The 25,030-nt window shown below is 72.2% G+C and carries 24 protein-coding genes; 8 read left to right on the top strand and 16 right to left on the bottom strand.

Annotation, left to right across the window (positions count from 1 at the left end):
* Window positions 1-5 precede the first annotated feature (5 nt).
* Window positions 6-854: a helix-turn-helix domain-containing protein gene (locus ACFVXJ_RS10505; RefSeq protein ID WP_384431095.1), complete on the top strand. Its 849-nt coding sequence runs from the start codon at window positions 6-8 to the stop codon at window positions 852-854.
* Window positions 855-1,140: 286 nt separating this feature from the next.
* A complete protein-coding gene (locus ACFVXJ_RS10500) occupies window positions 1,141-1,371 on the top strand; it encodes a hypothetical protein (protein WP_384431099.1) in 231 nt (76 codons plus the stop codon).
* Between the two features lie 5 nt (window positions 1,372-1,376).
* Here ACFVXJ_RS10500 and ACFVXJ_RS10495 read toward each other — a convergent pair whose 3' ends face one another.
* A complete protein-coding gene (locus ACFVXJ_RS10495) occupies window positions 1,377-2,093 on the bottom strand; it encodes a hypothetical protein (RefSeq protein ID WP_389661275.1) in 717 nt (238 codons plus the stop codon).
* Window positions 2,094-2,167: 74 nt separating this feature from the next.
* Between ACFVXJ_RS10495 and ACFVXJ_RS10490 the strand changes: the two genes are divergently transcribed.
* Window positions 2,168-4,015, top strand: a complete 1,848-nt coding sequence (locus ACFVXJ_RS10490; protein ID WP_389661273.1) for an NHL domain-containing thioredoxin family protein — start codon at window positions 2,168-2,170, stop codon at window positions 4,013-4,015.
* Window positions 4,016-4,096: 81 nt separating this feature from the next.
* Here the strand turns inward: ACFVXJ_RS10490 and ACFVXJ_RS10485 are convergent, their stop codons facing one another.
* The 5 genes from ACFVXJ_RS10485 to ACFVXJ_RS10465 all read right to left on the bottom strand — a co-directional run bounded on the left by ACFVXJ_RS10485 (window position 4,097) and on the right by ACFVXJ_RS10465 (window position 8,939).
* Window positions 4,097-5,389: a M18 family aminopeptidase gene (locus ACFVXJ_RS10485; protein ID WP_389661271.1), complete on the bottom strand. Its 1,293-nt coding sequence runs from the start codon at window positions 5,387-5,389 to the stop codon at window positions 4,097-4,099.
* Between the two features lie 102 nt (window positions 5,390-5,491).
* On the bottom strand, window positions 5,492-6,232 hold the full coding sequence (locus ACFVXJ_RS10480; RefSeq protein WP_389661269.1) for a hypothetical protein: 741 nt from the start codon (window positions 6,230-6,232) through the stop codon (window positions 5,492-5,494).
* Between the two features lie 187 nt (window positions 6,233-6,419).
* Window positions 6,420-8,246 carry an acyl-CoA dehydrogenase gene (locus ACFVXJ_RS10475; protein WP_389661267.1) on the bottom strand — a complete coding sequence of 609 codons (1,827 nt, stop codon included), beginning with the start codon at window positions 8,244-8,246 and terminating at the stop codon, window positions 6,420-6,422.
* A 67-nt stretch (window positions 8,247-8,313) separates the two neighbouring features.
* Window positions 8,314-8,727 (bottom strand): ATP-binding protein, encoded by a 414-nt coding sequence (locus tag ACFVXJ_RS10470; RefSeq protein WP_389661265.1) that lies wholly within the window; start codon window positions 8,725-8,727, stop codon window positions 8,314-8,316.
* Complete coding sequence (locus ACFVXJ_RS10465; protein ID WP_389661263.1) at window positions 8,724-8,939, bottom strand: hypothetical protein; 216 nt, start codon at window positions 8,937-8,939, stop codon at window positions 8,724-8,726. The genes ACFVXJ_RS10470 and ACFVXJ_RS10465 overlap by 4 nt, the downstream gene beginning before the upstream one ends.
* 64 nt (window positions 8,940-9,003) lie before the next feature.
* Here ACFVXJ_RS10465 and ACFVXJ_RS10460 point away from each other — a divergent pair, with 64 nt between their 5' ends.
* Window positions 9,004-9,462: an SseB family protein gene (locus tag ACFVXJ_RS10460; RefSeq protein ID WP_361312715.1), complete on the top strand. Its 459-nt coding sequence runs from the start codon at window positions 9,004-9,006 to the stop codon at window positions 9,460-9,462.
* Between the two features lie 6 nt (window positions 9,463-9,468).
* On the opposite strand, the gene ACFVXJ_RS10455 is transcribed toward ACFVXJ_RS10460, so the two are convergent.
* On the bottom strand, window positions 9,469-10,524 hold the full coding sequence (locus tag ACFVXJ_RS10455; protein ID WP_389661261.1) for an aldo/keto reductase: 1,056 nt from the start codon (window positions 10,522-10,524) through the stop codon (window positions 9,469-9,471).
* Between the two features lie 102 nt (window positions 10,525-10,626).
* On the opposite strand from ACFVXJ_RS10455, the gene ACFVXJ_RS10450 reads away from it, so the two are divergent.
* Together ACFVXJ_RS10450 and ACFVXJ_RS10445 are read left to right on the top strand one after the other, a co-directional pair.
* Window positions 10,627-11,262, top strand: a complete 636-nt coding sequence (locus ACFVXJ_RS10450; protein WP_389661259.1) for a TetR/AcrR family transcriptional regulator — start codon at window positions 10,627-10,629, stop codon at window positions 11,260-11,262.
* 128 nt (window positions 11,263-11,390) lie between these two features.
* Window positions 11,391-12,353 carry a pirin family protein gene (locus tag ACFVXJ_RS10445; protein ID WP_389661257.1) on the top strand — a complete coding sequence of 321 codons (963 nt, stop codon included), beginning with the start codon at window positions 11,391-11,393 and terminating at the stop codon, window positions 12,351-12,353.
* A gap of 302 nt (window positions 12,354-12,655) precedes the next feature.
* On the opposite strand, the gene ACFVXJ_RS10440 is transcribed toward ACFVXJ_RS10445, so the two are convergent.
* The gene (locus ACFVXJ_RS10440) at window positions 12,656-13,099 is read right to left on the bottom strand and encodes a hypothetical protein (protein ID WP_389661255.1); all 444 of its coding nucleotides are present in this window, start codon (window positions 13,097-13,099) and stop codon (window positions 12,656-12,658) included.
* A gap of 209 nt (window positions 13,100-13,308) precedes the next feature.
* Window positions 13,309-15,591, bottom strand: coding sequence for a SpoIIE family protein phosphatase (locus ACFVXJ_RS10435; RefSeq protein ID WP_389661253.1), 2,283 nt, complete (start codon window positions 15,589-15,591; stop codon window positions 13,309-13,311).
* A 181-nt stretch (window positions 15,592-15,772) separates the two neighbouring features.
* Here ACFVXJ_RS10435 and aspS point away from each other — a divergent pair, with 181 nt between their 5' ends.
* Window positions 15,773-17,578 carry an aspartate--tRNA ligase gene (aspS, locus tag ACFVXJ_RS10430; RefSeq protein WP_361312704.1) on the top strand — a complete coding sequence of 602 codons (1,806 nt, stop codon included), beginning with the start codon at window positions 15,773-15,775 and terminating at the stop codon, window positions 17,576-17,578.
* 93 nt (window positions 17,579-17,671) lie between these two features.
* Here the strand turns inward: aspS and ACFVXJ_RS10425 are convergent, their stop codons facing one another.
* The 3 genes from ACFVXJ_RS10425 to ACFVXJ_RS10415 form a co-directional block, all read right to left on the bottom strand.
* Window positions 17,672-19,207, bottom strand: coding sequence for a VWA domain-containing protein (locus ACFVXJ_RS10425; RefSeq protein ID WP_389661250.1), 1,536 nt, complete (start codon window positions 19,205-19,207; stop codon window positions 17,672-17,674).
* A gap of 327 nt (window positions 19,208-19,534) precedes the next feature.
* Complete coding sequence (locus tag ACFVXJ_RS10420) at window positions 19,535-21,550, bottom strand: FUSC family protein (RefSeq protein ID WP_389661248.1); 2,016 nt, start codon at window positions 21,548-21,550, stop codon at window positions 19,535-19,537.
* A gap of 115 nt (window positions 21,551-21,665) precedes the next feature.
* Window positions 21,666-22,493 carry a hypothetical protein gene (locus tag ACFVXJ_RS10415; RefSeq protein WP_389661246.1) on the bottom strand — a complete coding sequence of 276 codons (828 nt, stop codon included), beginning with the start codon at window positions 22,491-22,493 and terminating at the stop codon, window positions 21,666-21,668.
* 155 nt (window positions 22,494-22,648) lie between these two features.
* Between ACFVXJ_RS10415 and ACFVXJ_RS10410 the strand changes: the two genes are divergently transcribed.
* Complete coding sequence (locus ACFVXJ_RS10410) at window positions 22,649-23,059, top strand: hypothetical protein (protein ID WP_389661244.1); 411 nt, start codon at window positions 22,649-22,651, stop codon at window positions 23,057-23,059.
* A 57-nt stretch (window positions 23,060-23,116) separates the two neighbouring features.
* Here ACFVXJ_RS10410 and ACFVXJ_RS10405 read toward each other — a convergent pair whose 3' ends face one another.
* The 4 genes from ACFVXJ_RS10405 to ACFVXJ_RS10390 all read right to left on the bottom strand — a co-directional run bounded on the left by ACFVXJ_RS10405 (window position 23,117) and on the right by ACFVXJ_RS10390 (window position 25,026).
* A complete protein-coding gene (locus ACFVXJ_RS10405; protein WP_389661242.1) occupies window positions 23,117-23,317 on the bottom strand; it encodes a hypothetical protein in 201 nt (66 codons plus the stop codon).
* A gap of 99 nt (window positions 23,318-23,416) precedes the next feature.
* Window positions 23,417-23,764, bottom strand: coding sequence for a hypothetical protein (locus ACFVXJ_RS10400; protein WP_389661240.1), 348 nt, complete (start codon window positions 23,762-23,764; stop codon window positions 23,417-23,419).
* 146 nt (window positions 23,765-23,910) lie between these two features.
* Window positions 23,911-24,555: a hypothetical protein gene (locus ACFVXJ_RS10395; protein WP_389661238.1), complete on the bottom strand. Its 645-nt coding sequence runs from the start codon at window positions 24,553-24,555 to the stop codon at window positions 23,911-23,913.
* A 225-nt stretch (window positions 24,556-24,780) separates the two neighbouring features.
* Window positions 24,781-25,026: a hypothetical protein gene (locus ACFVXJ_RS10390; protein ID WP_136210153.1), complete on the bottom strand. Its 246-nt coding sequence runs from the start codon at window positions 25,024-25,026 to the stop codon at window positions 24,781-24,783.
* Window positions 25,027-25,030: the final 4 nt, after the last annotated feature.

Genomic DNA, 25,030 nt, shown 5'->3' with positions numbered 1-25,030 from the left:
CCACCATGGCTGTCTCTCCCTCCTCGAATGCCCAGCAGGCCCGGCAGGCGCTGGCGAACCGACTCGCTGAGCTATGCCGGGACTCCGGCCTGAACGGGCGCGATCTCGCCCGGCTCTGCGGATGGCACCCGTCCAAGTCATCCCGGATCATGAACGCCCGTACGCCTCCTTCCGCCGACGACATCCGGGCTTGGTGCCGTGCGTGCGGGGCCGAAGGGCAGACGGACGATCTGATCGCCTCGCTGCGGACCGTCGAAGACATGTGGATCGGCTGGCGACGCATGGAGCGCGCCGGGCTCAGGCAAGCACAGGAAGCCCGGCTGCCGCTCTTCGAGCGAACCCGCCGGTTCCGCTCCTACTCCTCGTGGTTCGTTCCGGGCCTGATCCAGACCTACGGCTACACGGAAGCCGTCTTGCGTGCCGTGCAGCGGAGACGGGTCGAGGTCGATGACGTGGCCGATGCCGTCGCCGTGCGCATGGAGCGTCAGCGCGTCCTCTACGAGGGTGACCGCCGGTTCGCGTTCCTGGTTGAGGAGTCGGTCTTGCGTAACGGTCTCGGCGGGCCGGACGTGCAGGAGGAACAGCTCAGCCACCTGCTTACGGTCGGCTCCCTGCCCAGCGTCAGCCTGGGCGTGGTGCCCACGCGGACCGATCGGTCCCGGATGCCGGTGGAAGGCTTCTGGATCTTCGACACGGCACAGGTCAACGTCGAGCTGGTCTCCGGCTACCTCACGCTGACCCAGCCGAGCGAGGTTGCCGCGTACGCGGACACATTCACGGAACTGGCCGAGATGGCCGTCCATGGGGCGAAGGCCCGCGCACTCATCACCAGCGCCATTCAGACCCTCGGGTGATGACCGTGCAACCTCATGCAATCTCCTGGGAGTTGCAGTTCCACCGTTCCTAGCGTGGTCGCTACACGGACGACACGAGGAGCGGGGCCGTGAAGACGATCGCGTATGAGCAACCCCCGGTAGAGCTGCCGTTGCGCACAGACCCGGACTCTGCACCGGCGGCCGGCTGCGGAGTCTGCGCCGCTCTGGCCGTCCAGCGTCGGGAAGCCCGTCACCGGGGCGACCACTCCACGGTCAGCGATTGCAACGTGGAGCTTCGGAACCACCCGCACCCTGGGGAATCGGCATGACCGTGAGGGCCGTGCTCCGGTACGTCAGCTACGTCATGCACCGCCACCCCTCGGCGGAGACGACGGCCACGGCGCGGTGCCTGAACCCGGACTGCCAGTGGACTGCCGCACCGACCGGGGACGCGGACGTGTGCACGGACATGTGCATCGGGCACACGGGCCGGACCGGGCACATGACCTTCCTGCGCGAGTTCTCGGAAGTCGCCGTGGTCGAGCGCGCCCAGTGAGGGTGTCAGTCACCGACCTGGTGTTCCACGCGGTGGCGGATGTACTCGTCCGGATGGGACCGGGCTATCGCCACGGCCGCGTCCACCAGGTCGTGCAGCTCCGGCGGATAGGCCGACTTCCGGAGCGGCAGGCCCGGCAGGATGCAGCGCCGGACGTCCAGGTGCTCGTTAATCACGAACTCGCGTAGCGCGGTTTCGTACCACTCGGCCACCACGGTCGGGGCGTCGTCGGGCTCCGCCGGACCGGTGCCTGCGGGGTGCTCCGCCCGTACGGTGGGCATACGCAGGGGTAGAGCCGACCAGTACCAGGCATTCGCCGCGCCCGCCCGCTCGACGTCCGTGCCCGCCCGCAGGTATCCGAGCAACGAGGCTTGGACCCGCCCGCGCCCGAACGCGTTCAGCGCCGGTTCGAGGAAATGGCGGTTGAAGCTCGGGTCGGGGTCGTAGACGGCTGCCTTGATCAGCGTCTCGAAGGACTCCTCGGAAAGGATCAGGTCCCGGCGGCAGGCCTTGTACAGCGCCGTCCGAGCTTGGTTCACCCAAGTTCGTGGATCGCCGGGCTGCGGCTTGTGAACGACATCGAGCCCGAGGACCCGGACGACCTCCGCCACGCATCCGGCGAACACCTCCCTACGGCCCTCCACCGGCCCCGGCAGCGCCATGAACCCCTGCACCGTCCGCGCCGTCTCGCTGGCAGTCGTCTCGCCCTCGTCCGTAGCCAACCTTCGCTCCCCTGTCGTAGGTCCTGCCGTACGCGTGTGATCCGACGTTCATACCAGGATGGCAAGCTTGAAGGATGAACGATGCTGCCCCGGCGCCCACCCCCGCGCCCGCACCCCGCAAGCGTGCCCGTGTCCGTGCCCCCGAGCTGATCGGCAAGGGTGGCTGGCTGAACACCGGCGGGAGAGATCTCACCCTCGCTGACCTGCGAGGTAAGTGCGTTGTTGTGGATTTCTGGACCTTCTGCTGCATCAACTGTCTGCACGTCCTCGACGAGCTGCGCGAGCTGGAGGAGAAGCACCGCGACACCGTGGTGATCGTCGGCGTGCACTCGCCGAAGTTCGCGCACGAGGCCGAGCACGCGGCCGTGGTCGATGCCGTCGAGCGGTACGAGGTGCACCACCCGGTCCTGGACGACCCCGAGCTGGCCACCTGGAAGCAGTACGCCGTACGCGCCTGGCCCACGCTCGTGGTGATCGACCCCGAGGGGTACGTCGTCGCGCAGCACGCCGGCGAGGGGCACGCGCATGCCATCGAGCGGCTCGTGGCGGAGCTGGAGGCCGAGCACGCCGCCAAGGGGACGCTGCGGCGCGGGGACGGCCCGTACGTGGCGCCCGAGCCGGTCGCGACCGACCTGCGCTTCCCCGGGAAGGCCCTGCTGCTCGGCAACGGGAACCTCCTCGTGTCCGACTCGACGCGGCACCAGCTCGTGGAGCTGGCCCCGGACGGGGAGAGCGTCGTACGCCGCATCGGCAGCGGCGAGCGCGGGTTCGGGCCGGACGCGTTCAGCGAGCCGCAGGGTCTCGCGCTGCTGCCCGACGGCCGGGTGGTCGTCGCCGACACCGTCAACCACGCCCTGCGTACGTACGACCCGGCCACCGGGGCCGTCGAGACCGTCGCCGGCACCGGCCGGCAGTGGTGGCAGGGCTCGGCCACGTCGGGACCGGCCCTGGAGGTCGACCTGTCCTCGCCGTGGGACGTGGCGTGGTGGCAGGGCAAGGCGTGGATCGCCATGGCGGGCGTGCACCAGCTGTGGACCTGGGACCCCGAGGCGGGGACCGTCGCCGTCGCCGCCGGCACGACCAACGAGGGGCTCGTGGACGGGCCCGCCGCCGAGGCGTGGTTCGCGCAGCCGTCCGGACTGGCCGCGACCGAGGACCGGCTGTGGGTCGCCGACTCCGAGACCAGCGCCCTGCGCTACCTGGAGCCCGCGCCCGAGGGCGAGGCGGGTTACGTCGTACGGACGGCCGTCGGCACCGGCCTCTTCGACTTCGGCCACCGCGACGGCGACGCCGCCCAGGCCCTGCTCCAGCACCCCCTCGGGGTGACCGCGCTGCCCGACGGCTCGGTCGCGGTCTGCGACACGTACAACCACGCGCTGCGCCGCTTCGACCCGGCGACGGGCGAGGTCTCCACCCTCGCCACCGACCTGCGCGAGCCGAGCGACGCCGTCCTGGTCGGCGAGGACATCGTGGTGGTGGAGTCGGCCCGGCACCGCCTGACGCGGCTGCGGCTGCCCGAGGAGGCCGTACGGGTCGACGCGGTCGCCCACCGTACGCAGCGCGCCGCCACCGAGGTGGCGCCCGGCACGCTCCGGCTCGACGTGGTCTTCCAGGCGCCGAGCGGGCAGAAGCTCGACACCCGCTACGGGCCGTCGACGCGCCTGCTGGTCTCCTCGACCCCGCCCGAGCTGCTGGCGGCGGGCGAGGGTCCGGGCACGGACCTGTTCCGGGACCTGAAGCTGAACCCGGACGTCACGGAGGGCGTGCTGCACGTCTCCGCGATGGCCGCGTCCTGCGATGACGACCCTGCCAACGAGTACCCGGCCTGCCATGTCCACCAGCAGGACTGGGGCGTTCCGGTGACCGTCACCGCCGACGGGACCGGCCGGCTCCCGCTGGTCCTCGCCGGCATGGACGGCTAAGCACGCGAAAGGCCCCGGCCCGCGGAGACGCGGGCCGGGGCCGTCTGCTCGAAACGCCGTCGGTTCGAAACGCCGGGGCCGTCAGCCCTCCAGGAACGCCACCAGCGCGTTCGCCAGCAGGAACGGGTCGTCGGCGCCGCACAGTTCGCGGGCGCTGTGCATCGACAGGATGGCCACGCCGATGTCGACGGTCTGGATGCCGTGCCGGGCGGCCGTGATGGGCCCGATCGTCGTACCGCAGGGCATCGAGTTGTTGGAGACGAAGGTCTGCCACGGCACCCCGGCCCGCTCGCACGCGGCCGCGAACACCGCGCGCCCGCTGCCGTCGGTGGCGTACCGCTGGTTGACGTTGACCTTGAGGATCGGGCCGCCGTTGGCGCGCGGGTGGTGCGTCGGGTCGTGCCGCTCGCCGTAGTTGGGGTGTACGGCGTGGCCCGTGTCCGAGGACAGACAGACGGTGCCCGCGAAGGCGCGCGCCCGGTCCTCGTAGGAGCCGCCGCGCGAGAAGACAGAACGTTCCAGCACGTTGCCCAGCAGCGGGCCGTCCGCGCCGGTGTCGGACTGCGAGCCGTTCTCCTCGTGGTCGAAGGCGGCCAGCACCGGGATGTGGTCGAGCGTGGCCGACCCCGAGACGGCCGCCAGCGCCGCGACGCCCGCGTGCACGGACAGCAGGTTGTCCATGCGCGGCCCGGCCAGCAACTCCCGGTCGCGGCCGAGGTAGGCGGGCGGCTCGATCGAGTGGACCATGAGGTCCCAGCCGGCCACCGAGCCCTGGGGCAGGCCCTCTTCCTCCTCCAGGAACGCGATGAGGTCGCCTTCCTGGACGTCGCCCAGGCCCCAGATCGGCTGCATGTGGCGCTGCTTGTCGAGCTTGAGCCCGTCGGTGTTCACCGATCGGTCCAGGTGCACGGCGAGTTGGGGCACGCGCAGCAGGGCCCGGTCCACGTTCACCAGCCGCTCGGTGCCGTCCCGCAGCGTCAGCCGGCCGGCCAGGCCGAGGTCGCGGTCCAGCCAGGTGTTGAGCAGCGTGCCGCCGTAGATCTCGACCGCGATCTGTCGCCAGCCCTGTGACCCGGTGTCGGGAACGGGCTTGACGCGCAGGTTGGGGGAGTCGGTGTGGGCGCCGATGATGCGGAACGGGGTGTGGGCGGTGGCGCCTTCCGGGACGTACCAGGCGATGATCGCACCGCCGCGCAGTACGAACCTGCCCCCCGTGCCCGAGTCCCAGGCGTCCGTTTCCGACAACTGCCTGAAGCCTGCCTTTTCCAGCCGCTCGGCCGCGTTGGCGACGGCATGGTACGGCGACGGACTGGCCGTCAGGAAAGCCCTCAGGTCGTCGGTGTGTCCGCGGTCGAAGGGGGCGGGAGAGGTCATGTGGTTCACCTTAACGACGGTCGTGTTCGCCATGGCCGGACTGCGGCGGATAGCGGAAAGGTCAGGGCGACGCGGGGTGTGTGGCCCGCGATCCCGTCGTTTTCAGCCCGGCGGACGCTCGAATCTGCGCTGCAGTTGTCGTCGCTCGCCCCGGCGGATGCGCGGGAGCATCTCGGGGGCCTGCGGCGGGCGCTGCGCGCGTCTTTTGCGTCCGGCGCAGAAGATACAGGCCTCGCCCGGCGGCGCATCGGGGTCGATGGGTGCTCCGGGGTGTTCGGAGCACCCCGAGGCGTTGCGGGGCCGGGACAGTTCGCGGGCGATGATGAACGCGCGGTGCAGGTCGTCCGCGATCCTCACGAAGTCTCCGGCGGGTGAGGAGATGCCGAGGTGGAAGCGCTGGTCCTCGATCGTACGGAGGTACCCGCGCAGCACCTCGTGGGTGTACGGGGGCTCGGGCACGGGGTAGCCCAGCCGGCGCTGTTCGCCGGGGACCGGGGCGGCGGGGCCGGGGCGCCCGCCGTTCCTGCGCAGGCCCAGCCTGCGCCGGTCGTTGCAGATCAGGCAGCGGCCCCAGCCTTCGGGCGCCTCGGGGTCGAGGGCGCCGTTGGGGTGTTCGGGGCAGCCGGTGTAGCTCTTGGCGGGGGCCAGACCGGCGGCGGTCTGGAAGGCGGTGTAGAGCGCGTCGGCGAGGCCCTCGTATTCGGCGGGGTGGGAGCCGTCGTACAGCTCCCCGGCGTGGTCGCCGAGGCTGCCCAGGGTCGCCTGCAGCTCCTTGAGGGCGTACGGCCGCCCGGTGGGGACGGAGTACCCCCTGCCGTTGCCGTGCTGATCCTGTGGAGTCATGCCTAGAGCGTCCCACGGCCGACTGACAAGCAAGGAATGCGCAGGTCGCGGGCGCCTGCGCCGGGCCCGGCGGCCCGAGGTGCCGCCGGCCACCGCGGCGGACCGGGTGGGCCGTGTGGGGTCCGATACGGCGGCGGCCGGGCCCCCGGGAGGGGGCCCGGCCGTCTGACCATCGAGGCGGCGCAGCCTAGAACGCGGCCTCGTCGAGCTCCATGAGGCTGTTGTCGACGCTCTCGGCCAGCGCGCGCTGGACCGAGACGCCCGGCAGGACCTCCGCGGCGAAGAACTTCGCGGCGGCGATCTTGCCGGTGTAGAACGGCACGTCCTTGGCGGCGGCGGTCGCCAGCTTCTCGGCGGCCACGGCGGCGCCCTTGAGCAGCAGGTATCCGACGACGACGTCGCCGGAGGCCATCAGCAGCCGGGTGGTGTTCTGACCGACCTTGTAGATGTTCTTGACGTCCTCGCCGGTGGCGGTGAGGTCGACGATCATCCGGCCGACGATGGCCTCCAGGTCCACGGCGGCCTTGGCGAGCGCGTCGCGGGCCGGGGCGAGGTCGTCGCCGCCGACGGCCTCGGCCAGGAACTTCTTGATCGTCTCGGAGAGGACGTTCAGGGAGGCGCCCTGGTCGCGGACGATCTTCCGGAAGAAGAAGTCCTGGCCCTGGATCGCGGTGGTGCCCTCGTAGAGGGTGTCGATCTTGGCGTCCCGGATGTACTGCTCGATCGGGTATTCCTGGAGGTAACCGGAACCGCCGAAGGTCTGCAGCGACTGCGCGAGCTGCTCGTACGACTTCTCCGAGCCGTAGCCCTTCACGATCGGCAGGAGCAGGTCGTTCAGGCCGACGAGGGAGGAGGCGTCCTCGCCCGCGGCCTGCTTGACCTGGATCTCGTCCTGGATCGAGGCGGTGTAGAGGACCAGGGCGCGCATGCCCTCCGCGTACGCCTTCTGCGTCATGAGCGAGCGGCGCACGTCGGGGTGGTGCGTGATGGTGACCTTGGGGGCCGTCTTGTCCATGAAGTTGGCCAGGTCCGGGCCCTGCACGCGCTCCTTGGCGTATTCCAGCGCGTTCAGGTAGCCGGTGGAGAGCGTGGCGATGGCCTTCGTGCCGACCATCATCCGGGCGAACTCGATGATCATGAACATCTGGCGGATGCCGTCGTGCTTGTCGCCGATCAGCCAGCCCTTGGCGGGGTGCTGGTCGCCGAAGGTCATCTCGCAGGTGTTGGACGCCTTGAGGCCCATCTTGTGCTCGACGTTCGTCGCGTAGACGCCGTTGCGCTCGCCCAGCTCGCCGGTCTCCCAGTCGAAGTGGAACTTCGGGACGAGGAAGAGGGACAGGCCCTTGGTACCCGGGCCGTGGCCCTCGGGGCGGGCGAGAACGTAGTGGAGGATGTTCTCCGACATGTCGTGCTCACCGGACGTGATGAAGCGCTTCACGCCCTCGATGTGCCAGGAGCCGTCGGCCTGCTGGACCGCCTTGGTGCGGCCGGCGCCGACGTCCGAGCCGGCGTCCGGCTCGGTGAGGACCATGGTCGAGCCCCACTGCTTCTCGACCGCGATCTCGGCGATCTTCTTCTGCGCCTCGTTGCCCTCTTCGAAGAGCACGCCGGCGAAGGCCGGGCCGGAGGAGTACATCCACACGGCCGGGTTGGCGCCGAGCAGCAGCTCCGCGTAGGCCCAGATGAGGGAGCGGGGCGAGGTGGTGCCGCCGATCTCCTCGGGCAGGCCCAGGCGCCAGTACTCGGAGTCCATGAAGGCCTGGTAGCTCTTCTTGAAGGAGGCCGGGACGGGCGCGGTGTTGGTGGCCGGGTCGAAGACCGGCGGGTTGCGGTCGGCGTCCTCGAAGGAGGCGGCCAGGTCGTTCTCGGCGAGCTTGGTCAGCTCGGCCAGGATGCTCTTGGCGGTCTCGGTGTCCATCTCGCCGAACGGGCCGGTGCCGTACAGCTTGTCGCGGCCGAGCACCTCGAAGAGGTTGAACTCGATGTCGCGGAGATTCGACTTGTAGTGCCCCATGGCGACGGCTCCGTTAAGGCTCGGTGAGACGGGTTCCTCGTGCATACCAATCGGTAACAACATGATGCTACCCGCCGGTAATAAGAGCAACCCTCCGGTCCGGACTGTGACCAGGGTCAAGCTCGCACCACACCGTCTTGCATCCCGCGCCCTGTGTCACCCCCCAGCGCAGCACCACCGCGTCGAGCAGGGCCGGCCCGCGCCCGGACTCGTCGGCGTCGGTCGCCCGGCGCAGCACGGGCCACGCGCGCGGATCGGGATCGGTGAGCTCGACCCGCGTACGGGTTGCCCTTCCGGTGACCCGCAGGGTGACGGGGGTGCCCTCGCCGAGATGGGTGATCACGTTGGCCGGCAGCTCGCTGACGCAGAGCTGTACGTCGCCGCACGGCTCCCCGAGGTGCTCCCGCACGGCCCGCCGTACGTCGGCCACCGCCTGCGGTACGGCGAGCAGCCGGAGCGTGAGGCCGCCCGGGCCGCTCACCGGTCGGCCAGGACGGCGGCCAGGCGCTGCGCGGTGGCGGTGTTGCAGTTGCCGAGGGTGATGAGGGGCGGGTTGCTGTAGCCACTGGCGTAGGAGGCGAGGTGGAGGTCGAGGGAGGGCAACGTGATCCCATGCGCGGCGAGGGCGGCGCGGAGCTGTGCCAGGGCCTCGATTGCCTCGCGGTCGGCGGCGTGTGTGCCCTTCGTGGACACCCTCAAGGGGGCCTGACCGGAACTCGGCGCCCTGGCGGGTCACCGCCTCGGTAGGCTTCGGCCCATGTACGGCTACGACCAGACCCCGGGCGCCCAGCAGGGCTACGCGCAGCCCCCGCCCCAGCAGGGCTACGCGCAGCAGCCGCCGCTGTACCCCGAGCCGTCGCCCCCCTCCCTCGCGGACGCGGTACGGGCCTTCACGACCGGGCAGCTCGCCGCCGAGGACTTCCAGCAGATCTTCGCCACCTCGAAGGTCTACTGCCCGCGCGGCGAGACCCCCGGCTTCCTCGCGCTGCACAACACGCAGCACCCGGTGATTCCGATGTTCACCACGCTCAAGGAGCTGCGCCGGTACGCCGGCAAGGAGTCCAAGTACTTCGTGATCACCGGCGCCGAGGTCATCGACCTGCTCCCGACCGGGTACGGCTTCGTCCTCGACATGGAGGGCGATCACCGGATGGTGTTCGACGCCAAGGCGGTCGAGCAGATGGTCGACTACGCGATGCGCCGCATGTATGGCTAGCCCACGTCAGGCGCCGGCGCCGGGGGCCGGGACCGCCGGCGGGTTGAGCCGCGCGAAGCCCTCCTGGCGCTCGTACGGGAAGTAGGGGTACGGGGCCGGGCGGTGGCTCGCCGCGTCCAGCCTCGCCATCTGCCCGGCGGTGAGCGTCCAGCCCACCGCGCCCAGGTTCTGGCGCAGTTGCTCCTCGTTGCGGGCGCCGATGAGCACGGAGGACACGGTCGGCCGCTGGAGCAGCCACCGCAGGGCGATCTGCGGGACGGCCCTGCCGGTCTCGTCCGCGATCTCGTCCAGCGCGTCTACCACGCGGTACAGGTGTTCGTCCGCCACCGGCGGACCGTAGTCGGCGGTGGCGTGCAGCCTGCTTCCGGTGGGCAGCGGCCGGCCGCGGCGGATCTTGCCGGTGAGCCGGCCCCAGCCGAGCGGGCTCCAGACGATCGCGCCGAGTCCCTGGTCGAGTCCGAGCGGCAGCAACTCCCACTCGTAGTCACGGCCGATGAGGGAGTAGTAGACCTGGTGGGCGACGTAGCGCTGCCGGCCGTGGCGGTCGGCGGCGGCCAGGGACTTCATCGTCTGCCAGCCGGAGAAGTTGGAGACGCCGACGTAACGGATCTTCCCGGCCCGTACCAGGTCGTCCAGGGTGGACACCACTTCCTGGACGGGGGTTCCGGCGTCGAAGGCGTGGAGTTGGAAGAGGCCGATGTAGTCGGTGTCGAGGCGGCGCAGGGCGGCGTCCACCGACCCGATCAGCCGCGCGCGTGAGGTACCCGCGTCGGCGGGGCCGTCGCCCGTCGGGAGGCCGGCCTTGGTGGAGATGAGCACCCGGTCGCGGCGGCCCTTGAGGGTGGCGCCGAGGACCTCCTCCGACGCGCCGGCGGAGTAGACGTCGGCGGTGTCGAACATGGTGATGCCGGCGTCGAGGCAGATGTCCACGAGGCGGCGCGCCTCGTCCACCCCGATGGTGCCCCAGGCGCCGAAGAGCGGGCCCTGTCCGCCGAAGGTCCCCGCGCCGAAGCTCAGCGCCGGTACATGGAGCCCGGACGTGCCCAGCCGCCTGTATTCCATGACGTGTCCCCTCGTCCCTGCGCCCATCTAATGGGTCCGCAGTCCCGTTAAGATGTGCTCACCGTAGCAAGTCGCTGCCGCTAATGGAACAGGAGTCCCGTTATGGAGTTTTCGGAGCGCGCGGAGGGCGATCCCGAGGCGGAACCGGGGGCCGTGCGGCCCGGCGGCCGTACGGCGCGGGTGCGGGCCGCCGTGCTGCGGGCCGCCGGTGACGTGCTGGCCGAGGAGGGCTTCGCGCACCTGGACCTGGCCGATGTCGCGCGAAGGGCGGAGGTGGGGAAGACGACCGTGTACCGCCGCTGGGGCAGCGCCACCGGCCTCGTGGCCGACCTGCTGTCGGACATGGCGCAGCAGTCCGTGCCGCGTGCGGAGTCCGGCTCGTTGCTCGGCGACCTGACGGCCAACGCCCGTCTGGTGGCCCGGACGCTCGCCGATCCCCGGCAGGGGGCGCTGTTCAAGGCGGTGATCGCGGCCGCCGGCTGTGACGCGAAGGCGGCGGAGTCGCTGCGCGGTTTCTACGCCGTCCGGGTCGCGGAGTGGGCGCCCTGCGTCGAGCAGGCGGAGGCCCGTGGTGAGGTGCCCGTGGGCACCGATCCGCACGAGGTGATCCGCGCGGTGTCCGCCCCCCTCTACTACCGGCTGCTGACCACCGCCGATCCGCTGGACGAGGAGGCCGCCGACCGGGCGGCGACGGCCGCGGCGGTGGCGGCGCGCGCGGGGGTGTACGTACGCCGCTGAGCCGTCGGGGCCGGGCTTCGTCGTGGCGGGAGCGGACCGGGAATGACGGCGCGGGGTGCGCTGTTCAGTCGGGTGTGGCAGAAAGTTCGAGATTCAACTAAACTCGACGCCAGAAGGAGGTTCCGACCATGCCTGCAGTGACTGTGGAGAACCCGTTGACGCTCCCCCGCGTCGCGGAACCGGCCCAGGAGACCGCCGCCCGTAAGGTGCTGGCCGTCACGACCGCCCCCGGTGGTTTCGAGGGCGAGGGATTCCCGGTGCGCCGCGCGTTCGCCGGGATCAACTACCAGTACCTCGACCCGTTCATCATGATGGACCAGATGGGCGAGGTGGAGTACGCGCCGGGCGAGCCGAAGGGCACCCCCTGGCACCCGCACCGCGGCTTCGAGACCGTCACGTACCTGATCGACGGAACCTTCGTCCACCAGGACAGCAACGGCGGCGGCGGCGTCATCAACGGCGGTGACACGCAGTGGATGACCGCCGGTTCCGGCCTCCTGCACATCGAGGCCCCGCCGGAGTCGCTCGTCGTCAGCGGCGGGCTCTTCCACGGCCTCCAACTGTGGGTGAACCTCCCCGCCTCCGACAAGATGATGCCCCCGCGCTACCAGGACATCGGCGGCGGTCAGGTGCAGTTGCTGACCACTCCGGACGGCGGCTCGCTGCTCCGCGTGATCGCCGGTGAGCTCGACGGGCACCAGGGCCCCGGCATCACCCACACCCCGATCACGATGATCCACGCGACCGTCGCCCCGGGCGCACAGATCACCCTCCCGTGGCGCGAGGACTTCAACGCCCTCGCCTACGTCATGGCCGGGCGCGGCTCGGTCGGCGAGGACCGCCGGCCCGTCCAGACCGGCCAGACGGCCGTCTTCGGCGAGGGCGGCTCGCTCACCGTGCGGGCGGACGCCTCGCAGGACTCCAACGCCCCGGCGCTGGAGATCGTCCTGCTCGGCGGTCGTCCCATCCGGGAACCGATGGCGCACTACGGGCCGTTCGTCATGAACAGCAAGCACGAACTGCAGCAGGCGTTCGACGACTTCCAGGCCGGTCGGCTGGGCACCGTCCCGACCACGGCCCGGACCCGCTGACGCCGATGCGCGACCGCGCCCGGACGACCGTCCGGGCGCGTAACCGTGCCGGCACGCCGTGTTGTCCGCCGCATGCCGGGCGGAATCGGCGCTGAGCAGTGCGGCTCCTCGTCGGGCGTCGTCGCCCTGCCGAGGACGCACATCGGGGCATTCACCCAGCCGCCCCAGCCGGCCGAGCGGCCCGACGGCGGTGTGCGCGAACGCGAACGGTGCGGTCGGCGGGCACCGGAAGCCGATCAGGCCGTACCCGACCGCCGGCCGGCCCGTGAGGTAGTCCCCGCAGGCGTTCCCCCCTGCGGGGACTACCTGCCCTCGCCGCCGGCAACGGGGCCGCCCGCCCGAGCGGTGTCGGCCGCGCGCCGGCCGCCCCACCAACCGAGCGCGGCCGCGGCCACCGCCAGTACGGCCGTGATCGCCACCCCGGCCCCCACCGACCCGGCGTCCCGCCAGTCGGCGCGGTCCAGATTGGCGCGCACGATCGACGCCTGCGCACCGACCAGGAACACCCCGCCCGACAGCAGCGCGGCGCCGACCCGGGCCCCGGCCCGGGCGGCCGATCCGCCACGGAGGCCGGCGAACACGAGGGCGGCCACCAAGACGACCCACAGCAGCGCCGGGACCATGGCCGCTTCCCCCACGGGCATCGAGCCGTCGGGGGACCGGCCGCCCCAGTGCGTGGCGAGACGTTCCGGCAGTCGCCCCCGCGCGGCGACCGGCAGCGCGACCAACGCGGCGAGTACCCCCACCGCCCAAAGCCCGGCGGCCCACCGCGCGCCGTTCCCCCGCCCCACATCCGTCCGGACGCTCACCCCGGCCCCCCGTTCACCTCGACGACATCGCTCCTGCTGTACCCCCAACCCGGCCGCGCCGTCCACCAACCGCCGCGCCCAGTCGATCAGTTCCGGCCGGCGTTGAGCACGGCTGACGGGGGCAGGGAGGATCGGTGGTACCGGCCCTACAGGGGCTCGGAGTCGTCCTTCGCCTGCTCGAACAGCTCGAACCAGATCGACTTCCCCTCGCCGCGGGGATCGACCCCCCACGCGTCGGCCAGCATCTCCATCAGCAGCACCCCCCGACCGCTGGACGCCATCTCGCCGGGATGCCGTTTGTGCGGAAGCTCGTCGCTGGGGTCGGCGACCTCCACGCGCAGCCGCCGGGTCCCCAGCTCGCCGACCGCCTCCGCGACCAGCAGCGCGTCGCCGTCGGTGTGCGTGAGGACGTTGGTCACCATCTCGGAGACCATCAGCTCCGCCGAGTCCACCTGGTCGGGGTCCGCCCAGTCGTGCAGCAGCTCCCGGATCTGCCGCCGGGCGCCCGAGATCCGTTCCGGCTCGGCCTGGGCCACGGTCAGCATGGTGCGCCGGGCCGGGCGCACGTGGTGCGGGGGCGCCGTGCCGCAGCCGCAGCCCGCTCCCTCGCGGCACAGCAGGACCACGGCTATGTCGTCCTCGCGCCGGTCGGCCAGCGGGCCGGTCGTGTGGTGCGAGGACGGCCCGTGGACGGCCTGGACCAGCAGGTCCGCGAGCTTTTCCAGGTGCCCGCCGTCCGGGCCGCCGAAGTCCGTCCTGCCGAAGTCCGTGCCGCCGCCGTCCGGGCTCCCCGCGCCCGGGTCCTCGGCTTCGAGGACGGCCCGCAGCCGCGCCCACCCCGTGTCCAGGTCGTGCCCGCCGGTCTCGATCAGCCCGTCGGTGCACAGCATCAGCGTCTCGCCCGGTTCGAGGGTGAAGCGGGTGGTGGGGTAGTCGGTGTCGGGGACGATGCCCAGCGGCAGGCCGCCCGCCGTGGGCCGCATCAGGACCGTGCCGTCCGTCATCCGGACCACCGGGTCGGGGTGACCCGCGCGGGCCACCTCCAGCACACCGGTGCGCGGGTCGCACTCCATGTAGAGGCAGGTCGCGAAGCGCGGGCTGGTGAAGTCCGGGTCGGCGCCGCCGGCGGGGCCCCCGGCCGGATGCCCGCCGGCGTACCCGTCCGAGTAGCCGTCCGCGTACCCGTCGGGTCCGTCCTTCTCCTGCGAGGAACACAGCCCGGAGAGGAAGCGGGAGGCCCGGGAGAGCACCGCGTCCGGCCGGTGCCCCTCGGAGGCGTAGGCCCGGACCGCGATCCGTAGCTGGCCCATGAGGCCCGCCGCTCGTACGTCGTGACCCTGGACGTCCCCGATGACCAGCGCGAACCGGCCCGACGGGAGCGGGATCATGTCGTACCAGTCACCGCCGACCTGGAGCCCGCCACCGGTCGGGACGTACCGCGCGGCGATCCGCATGCCCGGGATCTCGGGGCCCAGCTGCGGCATCATCGACCGTTGGAGACCGGTGGTGAGTTCCCGCTCGGACTCCGTCACCCCGGCCCGCTGGAGGGCCTGCGCCAGCATCCGCGCCACCGTGGTCAACACCGACCGCTCGTCCGGCGAGAAGGACACCGGGTGCTTGAAGGCGGCCATCCACGCGCCCATGGTCCGCCCGGCCACGATCAGCGGTACGAAGGCCCAGGAGGACCGGCCGAACGGCTCGGCCAGCTGCCAGGTGGCCGGAAAACGTCGTTTGTACTCCTCGGGGGTCGGAAGGTAGACCGCGCGTCCCGTCCGGACCACCTCGGCGGCGGGGTAGGCCGTGTCCAGCCGCATCTCCGTGAAGGGGCTCTCGTCCCCCGGGCCGTGCCCGTGGTGGCCGATGATCGACAGCCGCTCGCCGTCGACGCCGAAGACCGCCAACCCGTCCGGGCTGAACCCCGGCATCGACAGCGACGCGGCGACCCGCAGCACCTCCGCCGTCGACCGGGCCTCGGCCAGCGCCCGGCCCGCGTCCAGCAGGAACGCCTCGCGGGAGCGTCGCCAGTCGCCGGTGATCCGGGTGTGCGCGGCGCTCGTGCCCGGCTGCGGCTCGGCGATCTCCTGGACCGTGCCGATCAGCTCGTAGTCGACCCGGCCGCCCGGGGTGCGGGCCCGCACCGGCTTGGAGCGACTGCGTACGGTGCGCAGCACGCGCCCCTCGGCGTCCACGATCCGCAGCCGGGCCTCGGCGAGGGTGCCCTCGGCGACGGCCAGGTCCACGACGGCGTTGATCTCGTTCCAGTCCACCGGGTGGAACCGGGACCGTACGGCGACCTCGGGCAGGACGACGGGCTCGGCGGGCAGCCCGAGCAGCCGGGCGGCCTCGCTGTCGAGTGTGACCATCCCGGAGGCGTTGTCCCATCGCCACAGACCGGTCGCGATGGCGGCCAGGACGTCCTCGGTGCGCACCCGGTCATCTTTACAGGTGATCAGCCGGGGCTGCCTGTTCAGGGCGCCCCGGCCGGCTGCCGGCGGGGCCCCGGGCTCCCGCTCACGGCCCCTCCACGGCCGTGCCGGCACGGCACCCGTCCCGGACGGTAACCTTGTGAAGGCTGAATCCACCCTGGTATCGCGAAGAACTGGATGACTGATGCATCGGTACAGGTCCCACACGTGCGGCGAGCTTCGTGCCTCCGACGTCAACGCTGACGTCCGGCTGAGCGGCTGGGTGCACAACCGTCGAGACCTGGGCGGCATCCTCTTCATCGATCTGCGCGACCACTACGGCATCACGCAGCTCGTGGCCCGTCCCGGCACCGCCGCGAACGAGGCGCTGAGCAGCGTCAGCAAGGAGACCGTCGTCCGGATCGACGGCAAGGTCGTCTCCCGCGGCGCGGACAACGTCAACCCCGAGCTGCCCACCGGCGAGATCGAGATCGAGGTCTCCGAGGTCGAGGTGCTCGGTGCGGCCGGCCCGCTGCCCTTCACCATCAACACCGACGACGGTGTGAACGAGGAGCGGCGCCTGGAGTACCGCTTCCTCGACCTGCGCCGCGAGCGCATGCACCGCAACATCATGCTGCGCTCGGCCGTCATCGCCTCCATCCGCTCCAAGATGGTGGCCCTCGGCTTCAACGAGATGGCGACCCCGATCCTCACCGCGACCTCCCCCGAGGGCGCCCGCGACTTCGTCGTCCCCTCCCGCCTGAACCCGGGCAAGTTCTACGCCCTGCCGCAGGCGCCGCAGCAGTTCAAGCAGCTGCTGATGATCTCCGGCTTCGACCGGTACTTCCAGATCGCGCCGTGCTTCCGCGACGAGGACGCCCGCGCCGACCGCTCGCCGGGCGAGTTCTACCAGCTCGACGTCGAGATGTCCTTCGTCGAGCAGGAAGACGTCTTCCAGCCCATCGAGCGGCTGATGACCGAGCTCTTCACCGAGTTCGGCGGCGGCCGCGCGGTCACCTCGCCGTTCCCGCGCATCCCGTTCCGCGAGTCGATGCTCAAGTACGGCAACGACAAGCCCGACCTGCGCGCCAAGCTGGAGCTCGTCGACATCTCCGACGTCTTCGAGGGCTCGGAGTTCAAGGCGTTCGCCGGCAAGCACGTGCGTGCGCTGGCCGTCCCGGACACCGCCGGTCAGCCGCGCAAGTTCTTCGACGGGCTGGGCGAGTACGCGATCTCGCTGGGCGCCAAGGGCCTGGCCTGGGTGCGCGTGGGCGAGGACGGCGCCCTGACGGGTCCCATCGCCAAGTTCCTCACCGAGGAGAACGTCAAGGTCCTCACCGAGCGTCTCGGCCTGGCCGCCGGTCACGCGGTGTTCTTCGGCGCGGGCGAGTTCGACGAGGTCTCCAAGATCATGGGCCCGGTCCGGGTCGAGGCCGCCAAGCGCGCCGGCCAGTTCGAGGAGAACGTCTTCCGCTTCTGCTGGATCGTCGACTTCCCGATGTACGAGAAGGACGAGGAGACCGGCAAGATCGACTTCTCGCACAACCCCTTCTCCATGCCGCAGGGCGGCATGAAGGACCTGGAGGAGAAGGACCCGCTCGACATCCTCGCCTGGCAGTACGACATCGTCTGCAACGGCATCGAGCTGTCCTCCGGCGCCATCCGCAACCACGAGCCCGAGGTCATGCTCAAGGCGTTCGAGATCGCCGGTTACGACGCCGAGACCGTCGAGCGGGAGTTCGCCGGCATGCTGCGCGCGTTCCGCCTCGGCGCCCCGCCGCACGGTGGCATCGCCCCGGGCGTCGACCGCATCGTGATGCTCCTGGCCGACGAGCCGAACATCCGCGAGACGATCGCCTTCCCGCTCAACGGCAACGCGCAGGACCTGATGATGGGCGCGCCGACCGTGCTGGAGGAGTCCCGCCTGCGCGAGCTGAACATCGCGCTGCGCAAGCCGGTGGAGACCAAGACCTCCGAGCCGGTCGAGAAGTCGGTCAAGCCGCACCAGTAGGCCGCGGTGGCACGACGTGCCGAAGGGCCCGGGATCGGATGATCCCGGGCCCTTCGGGCTGTGTACGGCAGGTCGCGCGCGGGGTGCTGCGGGTCAGAAGCGGTCGAGGACGCCCTTGAGGAGGGCCGCCGAGGTCAGCTCGCCCGGGGTGGGGCCGGCGTGGAAGAAGCCGACGTTCTCGGCGTCCAGCTTGCGCAGGAAGTCGAACGCCTTGGAGTCGTGGTCGCCGAAGGCGACGAACTGCCAGTGGATGTCGTGGGAGGCCGCGTCGGCGAGGGCCTGCTTGGCGGGCTGACGGTTGTCGGGGGCCCCGTCGGTCTGGAACACCACGAGCGCGCGGTGGTCGCCGCCGTCCTTCCGGTACCGCTCGACGACCGCCTCGACCGCGACGTGATAGCTGGTGCGGCCCATGCGGCCGAGTTCCGCGTGGCGGGCTTCGACCCAGCCGGCGTCGTGGCCGTCCAGGGTGAGGTCGGCGGTGCCGTCCACCTCCGTGGAGAAGAAGACGGTGTGCACGGTCGCGTCTTCGTCGAGGTGCGCGGCGAGGGCGAGGGCGTGGTCGGCGAGGTACTGGGCGCTTCCGTCCTTGTAGAAGCCGCGCATGGAGCCGGAGCGGTCCAGGACGAGGTACACCTTGGCCCGGGAGCCGGTCTTGTCCTTGCCGCGCAGCACCTGGCCGGCGGCCTTGTAGGCGGCGGCCACCTCGGGCGCCTGCCGCTTCACGGCGGCGAGCGGGACGGCCGGCCCGGCCTCTGCCGCGTCCGCAGGGGCGACGGGCTCGACCTCCGCCGCTGCCTGGACGGCCACGGGCTCGGGCTCCGCCTCTGCCTGGACGACCTCCGGCTCCGGCTCGGGCTCGGGTTCCGCCTCGACGGCGACGGGCTCGGCGGTGGCGACGGCGGCCGGTTCGGGAGCGGCCTCCGGCTCCGGCTCGGGTGCCGGCGCGGCCTGGGTTTCCGGCTCGGCGACGGCGACGGGCTCGGGCTCCGGTTCAGGTGCGGACTCCGGCTCGGGTGCGGCCTGGGTCTCGGACTCGGGTGCGACCTGGGCCTCGGGCTCGGCCACGACGGCCGGTTCGGCCTCGGGCTCCGGCTCGGCGGTGATCTCGGGCTCGGCCTTCGCCGCGGCCACCGGCTCGGGCTCGGGGGCGACCTCCGGTGCGGCCTCCGCTTCGGCGCCGGGGGACGCTTCCGGTTCCACCTCCGGCTCGGATTCCGCTTCGGCGGCCGGCGCTGCTTCCGGTTCCGCCTCGGCCACCGGCTCGGGCTCGGCCTCCGGTTCCGCCACGGGTTCGGCCTTCGGCCGGGCCGGCTGCGCAACCGGGGTCGCGGAGCCACCGGTTGGCGCCTCCGTGGTGGTCGTCGCGGGCGACGGGCGGCGGGCCTCGGGGACGGTCGGGTCCGTCGTCTGGGGCGGCGCCGTCAGCACTGTGCCCGGCTCCCGGTCGCGCGGCGCGGACTGCGGCGGGACCGTCGGGTTGTCGAAGGACGCCGCCACCAACTCGGCCGCCACGTCGAGCGGCCCGCGTTCGGCCTGATTGGGGACGGCCGCCGACGGGGCGTCCGACGAATCCGGAACCGGTTCGGGAGACCGTCCGAACACCTTGCGCAACAAGCTCCGAATACCCATGGGCCCGGCCTTTCGCATGTGTGCTTGCGTCATTTGTCCGTGCTGCGCGGTAGATCCCTACCCAGAGTGGACACGTAAGGTTATCGGCCCCTTGGCTCGAACGACGGCAGGGGCGCCAATCGTGGCGTTCCTGTCACCTACGCAACCCAGGGGGACCTGCGGGAACTCCACCTTCCGCGCGTCCCCTTCACGCAGCGTTCATCCCCGCGCCAGGGCGGTCGCGGCGTTCCGGAGGCCGTTTCACGTGAAACATCGGGCTCCTTGCGACGTCCAACTGCCTTCCGTGCGCCGTCCGCCGGCAGCGCGCCGACCAGGCCGTCCCGCCCGTCAGTGCTCGCTGGCGATGGCCCGGGCGGCGGCGATCTCCTGGTGCACCGGGGCCAGTACGGAGTTCTCCGCACCCGCCGACAGCGGGGCGACCCGGACCTTCTCAGGGGTCCTGCTGGTCCGTACCCCTTCCGCCAGCCCGCGCAGCTCGGCCGTCACCACCGCCACATCGTCGGGGGTGGGCGGCTCGGCCCCGTGGTTGACCCGCACCCGGGCGGCGGTCGTCGCGTCCACGATCCGCTCGACGGCCACGACCAGGGGCCACCACGCGGCGGCCCGAGCCCCGGTGGGCGGGGGCTCGGTCAACGCCCGCTGGAACTCGCTGCGTACGCCAGACAGCTCGCGGTAGATCCGCCGCCGGGCATGGAGCCGGGCGGTCCGTGCGGCCGCCCGGTCGGCCTCGGTCGTGTCGACGGCGGCGAACGCCCGCTCCACGTACCGGGCCGAATCCTCGACGGCGTCGGCCAATCGGTCCCCGACCCGGGTGTGCCAGCTCTCGGGCCACAGCAGGTACCCGGCGACGAGGGTGATGGCGCAGCCGATCAGGCTGTCCAGCAGCCGGGGTCGGATCAGATCGAAGCCCTGGTGGTTGAGCTGGTCCGACAGCAGAAGGATCACCGGGGTGATGGCGGCGGTCTGGAAGGCGTACCCCTTGACCGAGAACGCCGGGATGAGCGCGGCCAGACACATCATGACCGGCACGTCCCACCACCCGCGCGGAACCTCGGAGAGCACGGCGGCGGCCAGGACCAGCCCGACCGCCGTCCCCAGCGCCCGCAGCACCGCCCGCGAGAACACCGAACCGAAATCCGGCTTGAGGACGAAGGTGACCGTCAGGGCGACCCAGTACGAACGCTCGACCGGCACCAGCGAGACCAGCGACTGGGCCAGCCCGATGCACAGGGCGAGCCGCAGCCCGTAGCGCCAGGAAGCCCCCGACAGGGCCATCTCGCGCACCGCCCGCCGGGCCCGGACGCCCAAGGCGGCGGGCCGGCCGAGTCGGTCGTCGACGTTGTTCGGGTCGGGGTCCTCCTCGTGCACGAGGACCGCCGCGTAGCGCAGCGCTTTGTCGACCGCCCGCTCGGACGGTCCGACCGGCGGGGGGAGCTCCGGCACGGGTGCCCCGGCGCGGTCCCCCTCCACGACCCGGCCCAGCTCCCGCACGGCCGCCGGGACCTCCGGCGGCAGGGGACGGCCGCTCAGGTGCGCGGCGGGCGCCGCGTCCACGAGCGGGATCAGCCCGTTCAGCTGGGCCAGCATCCGCACGAGGGAGGCGTTGCGCCCGTGGACCCGGGCCCGACGGCCCAGGATGAGGTCGTACGCCTGGTTCAGGGCCTGGGTGACGTGCAGGCGCCGCTCCTCGTACGCCGGGCTCCCCGCTGCTTCCAGGGCGTCGGCCAGGGACCGGTAGCAGGCCGCGACGGCGGCCCGTTCGGGTTGCCGCCCGCGCAGCGGCCAGCCCAGCAGGGTCAGCGCCAGCACGAACAGTCCGCCGGCGCCGAGCAGCAGGGGCGCGGTCCACCAGGGCTTGGGGAGCGGCAGCCCGGCGCCCACCGCGGCGTTGAGCAGGAGCAGCAGCCCGGAGACCGACGCGACGGTGCCGATCGAGGAGATCATCCCGGAGACGAGGGCGATGAGGGTGAGGACGCCCACCGCCAGCCAGCCGTGGCCGAAGACGAGCGTCCCCAGGGCGACGCCGATCGCGCCGAACAGTTGGGGGACGGCGATGTTCAGCACACGCATCCGGTAGGCGTCGGCGGTGTCACCGATCACCCCGGACAGGGCCCCCATCGAGACGAGCGCGCCGTACTCGGGTTCGTCCAGGGCGAAACCGACCGCGAGCGGCGCCGCCATCGCGATCCCGGCGCGCACGACGGCGGCCCAGGGAACCGGTGTCCGGCTCGGCCGCAGCCCCCTGAGCAGCCAGGCGGGCGGCGCCAGTGGGATCTGTCGGGCATCGGGCCGGGCCCGTGGCTGCCCGGGCGGTATGTGCTCGGTGCGTCGTTCGCTGCTCATTCCCGCTTCCGTGGCGCCGCTCGCGAATCGGTTCTGCTGGGTCTGTGGGGAGGGGTCTACGGGGGAGGTTCTACGGGGTTCTGTGGAGTTCTGGGCCTTTGGGCACGTTCCGAGCTTATGGGGTCCGGCGCAGTCGTCCGGTCAGCCATGCGGCCAGTGCGGCGGCGAGCCCGATCGCCAGCACCACCCAGGCGGTGGTGCGCAGGAACGAGGTGAGCGCGTCGTACACCGCCCCGGCGGCCGGACGGTCGACGTCGGGCGGCAGGTCGTCCAGGGTCAGCCGGCGGCAGACTTCCACGGTGATCCAGAGCAGTACCGCCCCCACCGCGAGCCCGATGCCGGTGGCCAGGACGGCGCGCCGGCGCCGCACGGCGACGGCGACCGCAGCCAGGGCGAGGACGAGGGTCAACAGAGGAAGCCATACGCCGGCGATCTGGAGCATGCGGAATCCTTCCCGGAGCGCGCCGAGATCGTCGTACTCCATGACCTTCACGGACAGGTGCGTGACGGGAATGCGGTCGGCGAACGGCACGCCGTCCCCGACGAGTTCGCCCTTGACCTCGGCGAGTACGGGCGCCAGATCGATGGTCACGGCGTCGCCGTGTCCGGTCGTGAGCGCCCGGAAGAACGCGGCGTGCGCGGCGCGGTTCGCCGCGTCCCACGCCGTCCGGTAGGCCGGTGTCCCGACGAAGGACCGCAGGGCCTCGCCCAGCAGGGTGTCGACGCCGCCCTGGAACGGACCGGCGTCGATCTGACCGGCCAGGGCGTGCGTGCCCTGGGTGACGACCACGTTCTGTACGGCGGGATTCCGGGCCAGCGGGGACATCGCGGCGGTGTAGCGGTCGGCGTTGCCCAGCTCGTGGTCGGCCCAGTACGCGACGGCGCTCGCGGGCACCAAGAGGGCCACGAGCACGATCAGTACCGCCGACAGCGAGGTGCGCACGTCACCAGAGAACGCCCTCGGGACCCCGTCGGGCCAGCTCGGTTGCTGCGATCGGGTGACCCGGACGCGTCGCGTCGCCCGGGTGGCCGGGTTGATCCACTTGCCGGCCCGGGGTGGCGGGTGTGCCCTGGAGGGTGGACAGAAAGGAGCCGGCCATGGCACATGCGGCACCCACCGCTCCCCGGCGGCCCCAGTGGACGACGGACGCGGACATCCGGCACGCCGGCAGGAGCGCACTGGTCATCCCCCTGTTGCTCGGCCTCGTCTATGGGGTCTGGGCGGCCTTCATCCAGCGTCAGATGGGCCCGGTCGACGCCGGCAACGTCTTCTACGGCATCCTGTGCGGCGTCCTCTTCGCCGGCTGCGTGTTCGCCCTCGCCCGGTTCGGTCCGCGGCTCGCGCGCGAACCGCACGCGGCTGCCTGGGGCGCTTTCGCGGGCATCGCCATCGGCTACCTGTTCAGCCTCACCAACGAATCGGTGCTCCGCGCCGTGGGGATCGGCCTGGCCGTGGGCGTGGGCACGGGACTCGTCGCGTTCTACCGCTACTACACGCACGAGGACTGATCCCGGGACGTGCCCGTTGGGCGGCGCCGGCCGCAAGGGACCGGCGCCGCCGTCGGATCACTCCGCGGGCGTGGCCCCGGCCGGGCGGTGGGCCCCGGTCACCGGGCGGCCGGTGTCAGGGTCGGTGTCACGGGCGGTGTCACAGCCGGTTGCACGGCCGGTCTTCGCGGTTTCGGGGTGGCGGGCCGGTGGCGGGGTGGAGCGGGCGGCCTCGGCGCGGAGCATGGCGTTCAGGGCCGCGTACGGGTCGATGGACATGACGGAACCTCACGGTGTCGCAGGAGTGTGGACAGGACGCGCTGCTGGGGCGGATCGGCCGCGCGGGTCATTCCCGCGGGGGGATCCACCCGGGCCCGCTCAGCAGCGGAGGACCACACTCCGTACCGCCGGCCGCGACGACCCGGCCCCGGCCGTCCCGACCGGGACGGCGCTCTGCGGGTGGGCGGCACGTTTCACGTGAAACACCGTCGGCGGGCGCCGTACGCCCGGCGTCTCGCGGGCGAACGCCCGCAGAGCCGGCCGGGCCTCTACGTCCGGGGCGGGGTCGGACGACCCGTCCGAGGGCTCCGCCGGGGCGGTCGTGGCGGGACGGGACCCGGCGGCCACGGCCGCCGAGGGACCGGCGCCGAACACGCACAGCAGTACGACGCAGACCACCGTCAGGGCCTTCGCCGTCGCCGCCCGCGCGTACCGCGCACCGTTCATGCCGTGCTGTGTGCCCCGATGCCCGGGAGCCCGTGCCTCCGGGAGAGCAGAAACGCCCGTTGGGGGGACGAAGACACCCCTGGCGGGGGACGAAAACCCTGACTGACCGACCGACCGACCGACCGACCCGCGCCCGCCGAGGCGGTTCAGCGGGTGTGGTGGCGCCCCGTCAGCCGGGCCATGACGACGGCGTCGCCGCCGACCAGCCTCAGCGTCGCGCGCTCCGGCCGTCCGGTCCGCTCGGCCCGTTCCCTCGACTCGGGCGGCCGGCCCGCTTCCACCGGCACGACCCGGACCACGGTGAACACGGCCGTACGGTGGTCCGCACGGGCGATCTCGATGACGCGCCCGCGCCGCATCCCGGCGAGCCGCAGCTCCTTCCCGGTGACGACGGCGGTACCGGCCGACCCCGGGGCCGCGCTGTCCGCGTCCCAGCGGGCCCCGCTCTCCGGGCTCCGGGCGGAGAGCCGCACGTCCACGCCCAGGCTCGGAACCCGCAGCCGCACCGGCCGCGCCGCCCGCATCGGCAGGACGGGGGTGGTCGAGGAGCCCCGCGCCGGTCGGGAGCCGTTGTCGGAAGCGTGCGGGCCGGCCTGACCGGGGTACTCGCCGCCGTGCTCCAACTCCCGCACCAGCCGGCGGTGACCGGTCAGTCCCAGCGCCCGCGACGGCAGCGCGTCGCTCACGGCGACGGCCTCGGGCTCGGCGCCCTGGGTGTTGTGCAACATCGCTACGCCGGTGCCGAGCAGAGTGACCGTCAGCGCACCGACGGCCCACTGGGCGCGGGCCATGGCATTCCCTCCTGGTCCGGCTCGGGCGGCCGGATCCTGTCAGCAGTGGACCGCTCCCGGCCCCCGCGTACATCGGGAGGCGCCGGACACCGCCGACATGTCACCGGAGTGTCGTAACAGCCCGGGCGCGTTGTCGCAGCTCGACGAGGGTGCGCGCGCCTTTTTCCGGCCGGCGCGGCGGATGCGCCCGTACGGGTGAGGAGGCGGGCGTGGTCACCGCCGGGGTCAGACGACCACCAGGGCCGCCGCCGTGACGCCCATCAACGCGGCGGCGACATGGATGGCGGGGTGCCCGTAGTCACCGAACCACAGCTGCCGGGCCAGACCGCCGAGGCCGGCCAGCGCCACGATGACGCCGATCTGGGCCAGCAAGGTGATGGCGGTGAAGGGGGCCAGGAGCAGCAGGACGGAACTCAGCCAGAACGGGGCAGCACCCGTCCAGCCACGCCATTCCCAGATCGCCGTCTGCATGTGC

Source organism: Streptomyces sp. NPDC058279, assembly GCF_042881255.1.
In the GTDB taxonomy this organism is placed as follows: Bacteria; Actinomycetota; Actinomycetes; order Streptomycetales; family Streptomycetaceae; genus Streptomyces.
The sequence above is the reverse complement of the archived record's forward strand: the minus strand, read 5'-3'. Positions and strand labels throughout refer to the sequence as shown.

Excerpts from the sequence above, each read along its gene's own strand:
- ACFVXJ_RS10505 (WP_384431095.1), top strand. The coding sequence starts at position 6 with ATGGCTGTCTCTCCCTCCTCGAATGCCCAGCAGGCCCGGCAGGCGCTG.
- ACFVXJ_RS10425 (WP_389661250.1), bottom strand. The coding sequence starts at position 19,207 with ATGGGTATTCGGAGCTTGTTGCGCAAGGTGTTCGGACGGTCTCCCGAA.
- ACFVXJ_RS10450 (WP_389661259.1), top strand. The coding sequence starts at position 10,627 with ATGGAGTTTTCGGAGCGCGCGGAGGGCGATCCCGAGGCGGAACCGGGG.
- ACFVXJ_RS10500 (WP_384431099.1), top strand. The coding sequence starts at position 1,141 with ATGACCGTGAGGGCCGTGCTCCGGTACGTCAGCTACGTCATGCACCGC.
- ACFVXJ_RS10460 (WP_361312715.1), top strand. The coding sequence starts at position 9,004 with ATGTACGGCTACGACCAGACCCCGGGCGCCCAGCAGGGCTACGCGCAG.
- ACFVXJ_RS10475 (WP_389661267.1), bottom strand. The coding sequence starts at position 8,246 with ATGGGGCACTACAAGTCGAATCTCCGCGACATCGAGTTCAACCTCTTC.
- ACFVXJ_RS10400 (WP_389661240.1), bottom strand. The coding sequence starts at position 23,764 with ATGAACGGTGCGCGGTACGCGCGGGCGGCGACGGCGAAGGCCCTGACG.
- ACFVXJ_RS10420 (WP_389661248.1), bottom strand. The coding sequence starts at position 21,550 with ATGAGCAGCGAACGACGCACCGAGCACATACCGCCCGGGCAGCCACGG.
- aspS (WP_361312704.1), top strand. The coding sequence starts at position 15,773 with ATGCATCGGTACAGGTCCCACACGTGCGGCGAGCTTCGTGCCTCCGAC.
- ACFVXJ_RS10410 (WP_389661244.1), top strand. The coding sequence starts at position 22,649 with ATGGCACATGCGGCACCCACCGCTCCCCGGCGGCCCCAGTGGACGACG.
- ACFVXJ_RS10390 (WP_136210153.1), bottom strand. The coding sequence starts at position 25,026 with ATGCAGACGGCGATCTGGGAATGGCGTGGCTGGACGGGTGCTGCCCCG.
- ACFVXJ_RS10490 (WP_389661273.1), top strand. The coding sequence starts at position 2,168 with ATGAACGATGCTGCCCCGGCGCCCACCCCCGCGCCCGCACCCCGCAAG.
- ACFVXJ_RS10480 (WP_389661269.1), bottom strand. The coding sequence starts at position 6,232 with ATGACTCCACAGGATCAGCACGGCAACGGCAGGGGGTACTCCGTCCCC.
- ACFVXJ_RS10445 (WP_389661257.1), top strand. The coding sequence starts at position 11,391 with ATGCCTGCAGTGACTGTGGAGAACCCGTTGACGCTCCCCCGCGTCGCG.
- ACFVXJ_RS10485 (WP_389661271.1), bottom strand. The coding sequence starts at position 5,389 with ATGACCTCTCCCGCCCCCTTCGACCGCGGACACACCGACGACCTGAGG.
- ACFVXJ_RS10405 (WP_389661242.1), bottom strand. The coding sequence starts at position 23,317 with ATGTCCATCGACCCGTACGCGGCCCTGAACGCCATGCTCCGCGCCGAG.
- ACFVXJ_RS10455 (WP_389661261.1), bottom strand. The coding sequence starts at position 10,524 with ATGGAATACAGGCGGCTGGGCACGTCCGGGCTCCATGTACCGGCGCTG.
- ACFVXJ_RS10395 (WP_389661238.1), bottom strand. The coding sequence starts at position 24,555 with ATGGCCCGCGCCCAGTGGGCCGTCGGTGCGCTGACGGTCACTCTGCTC.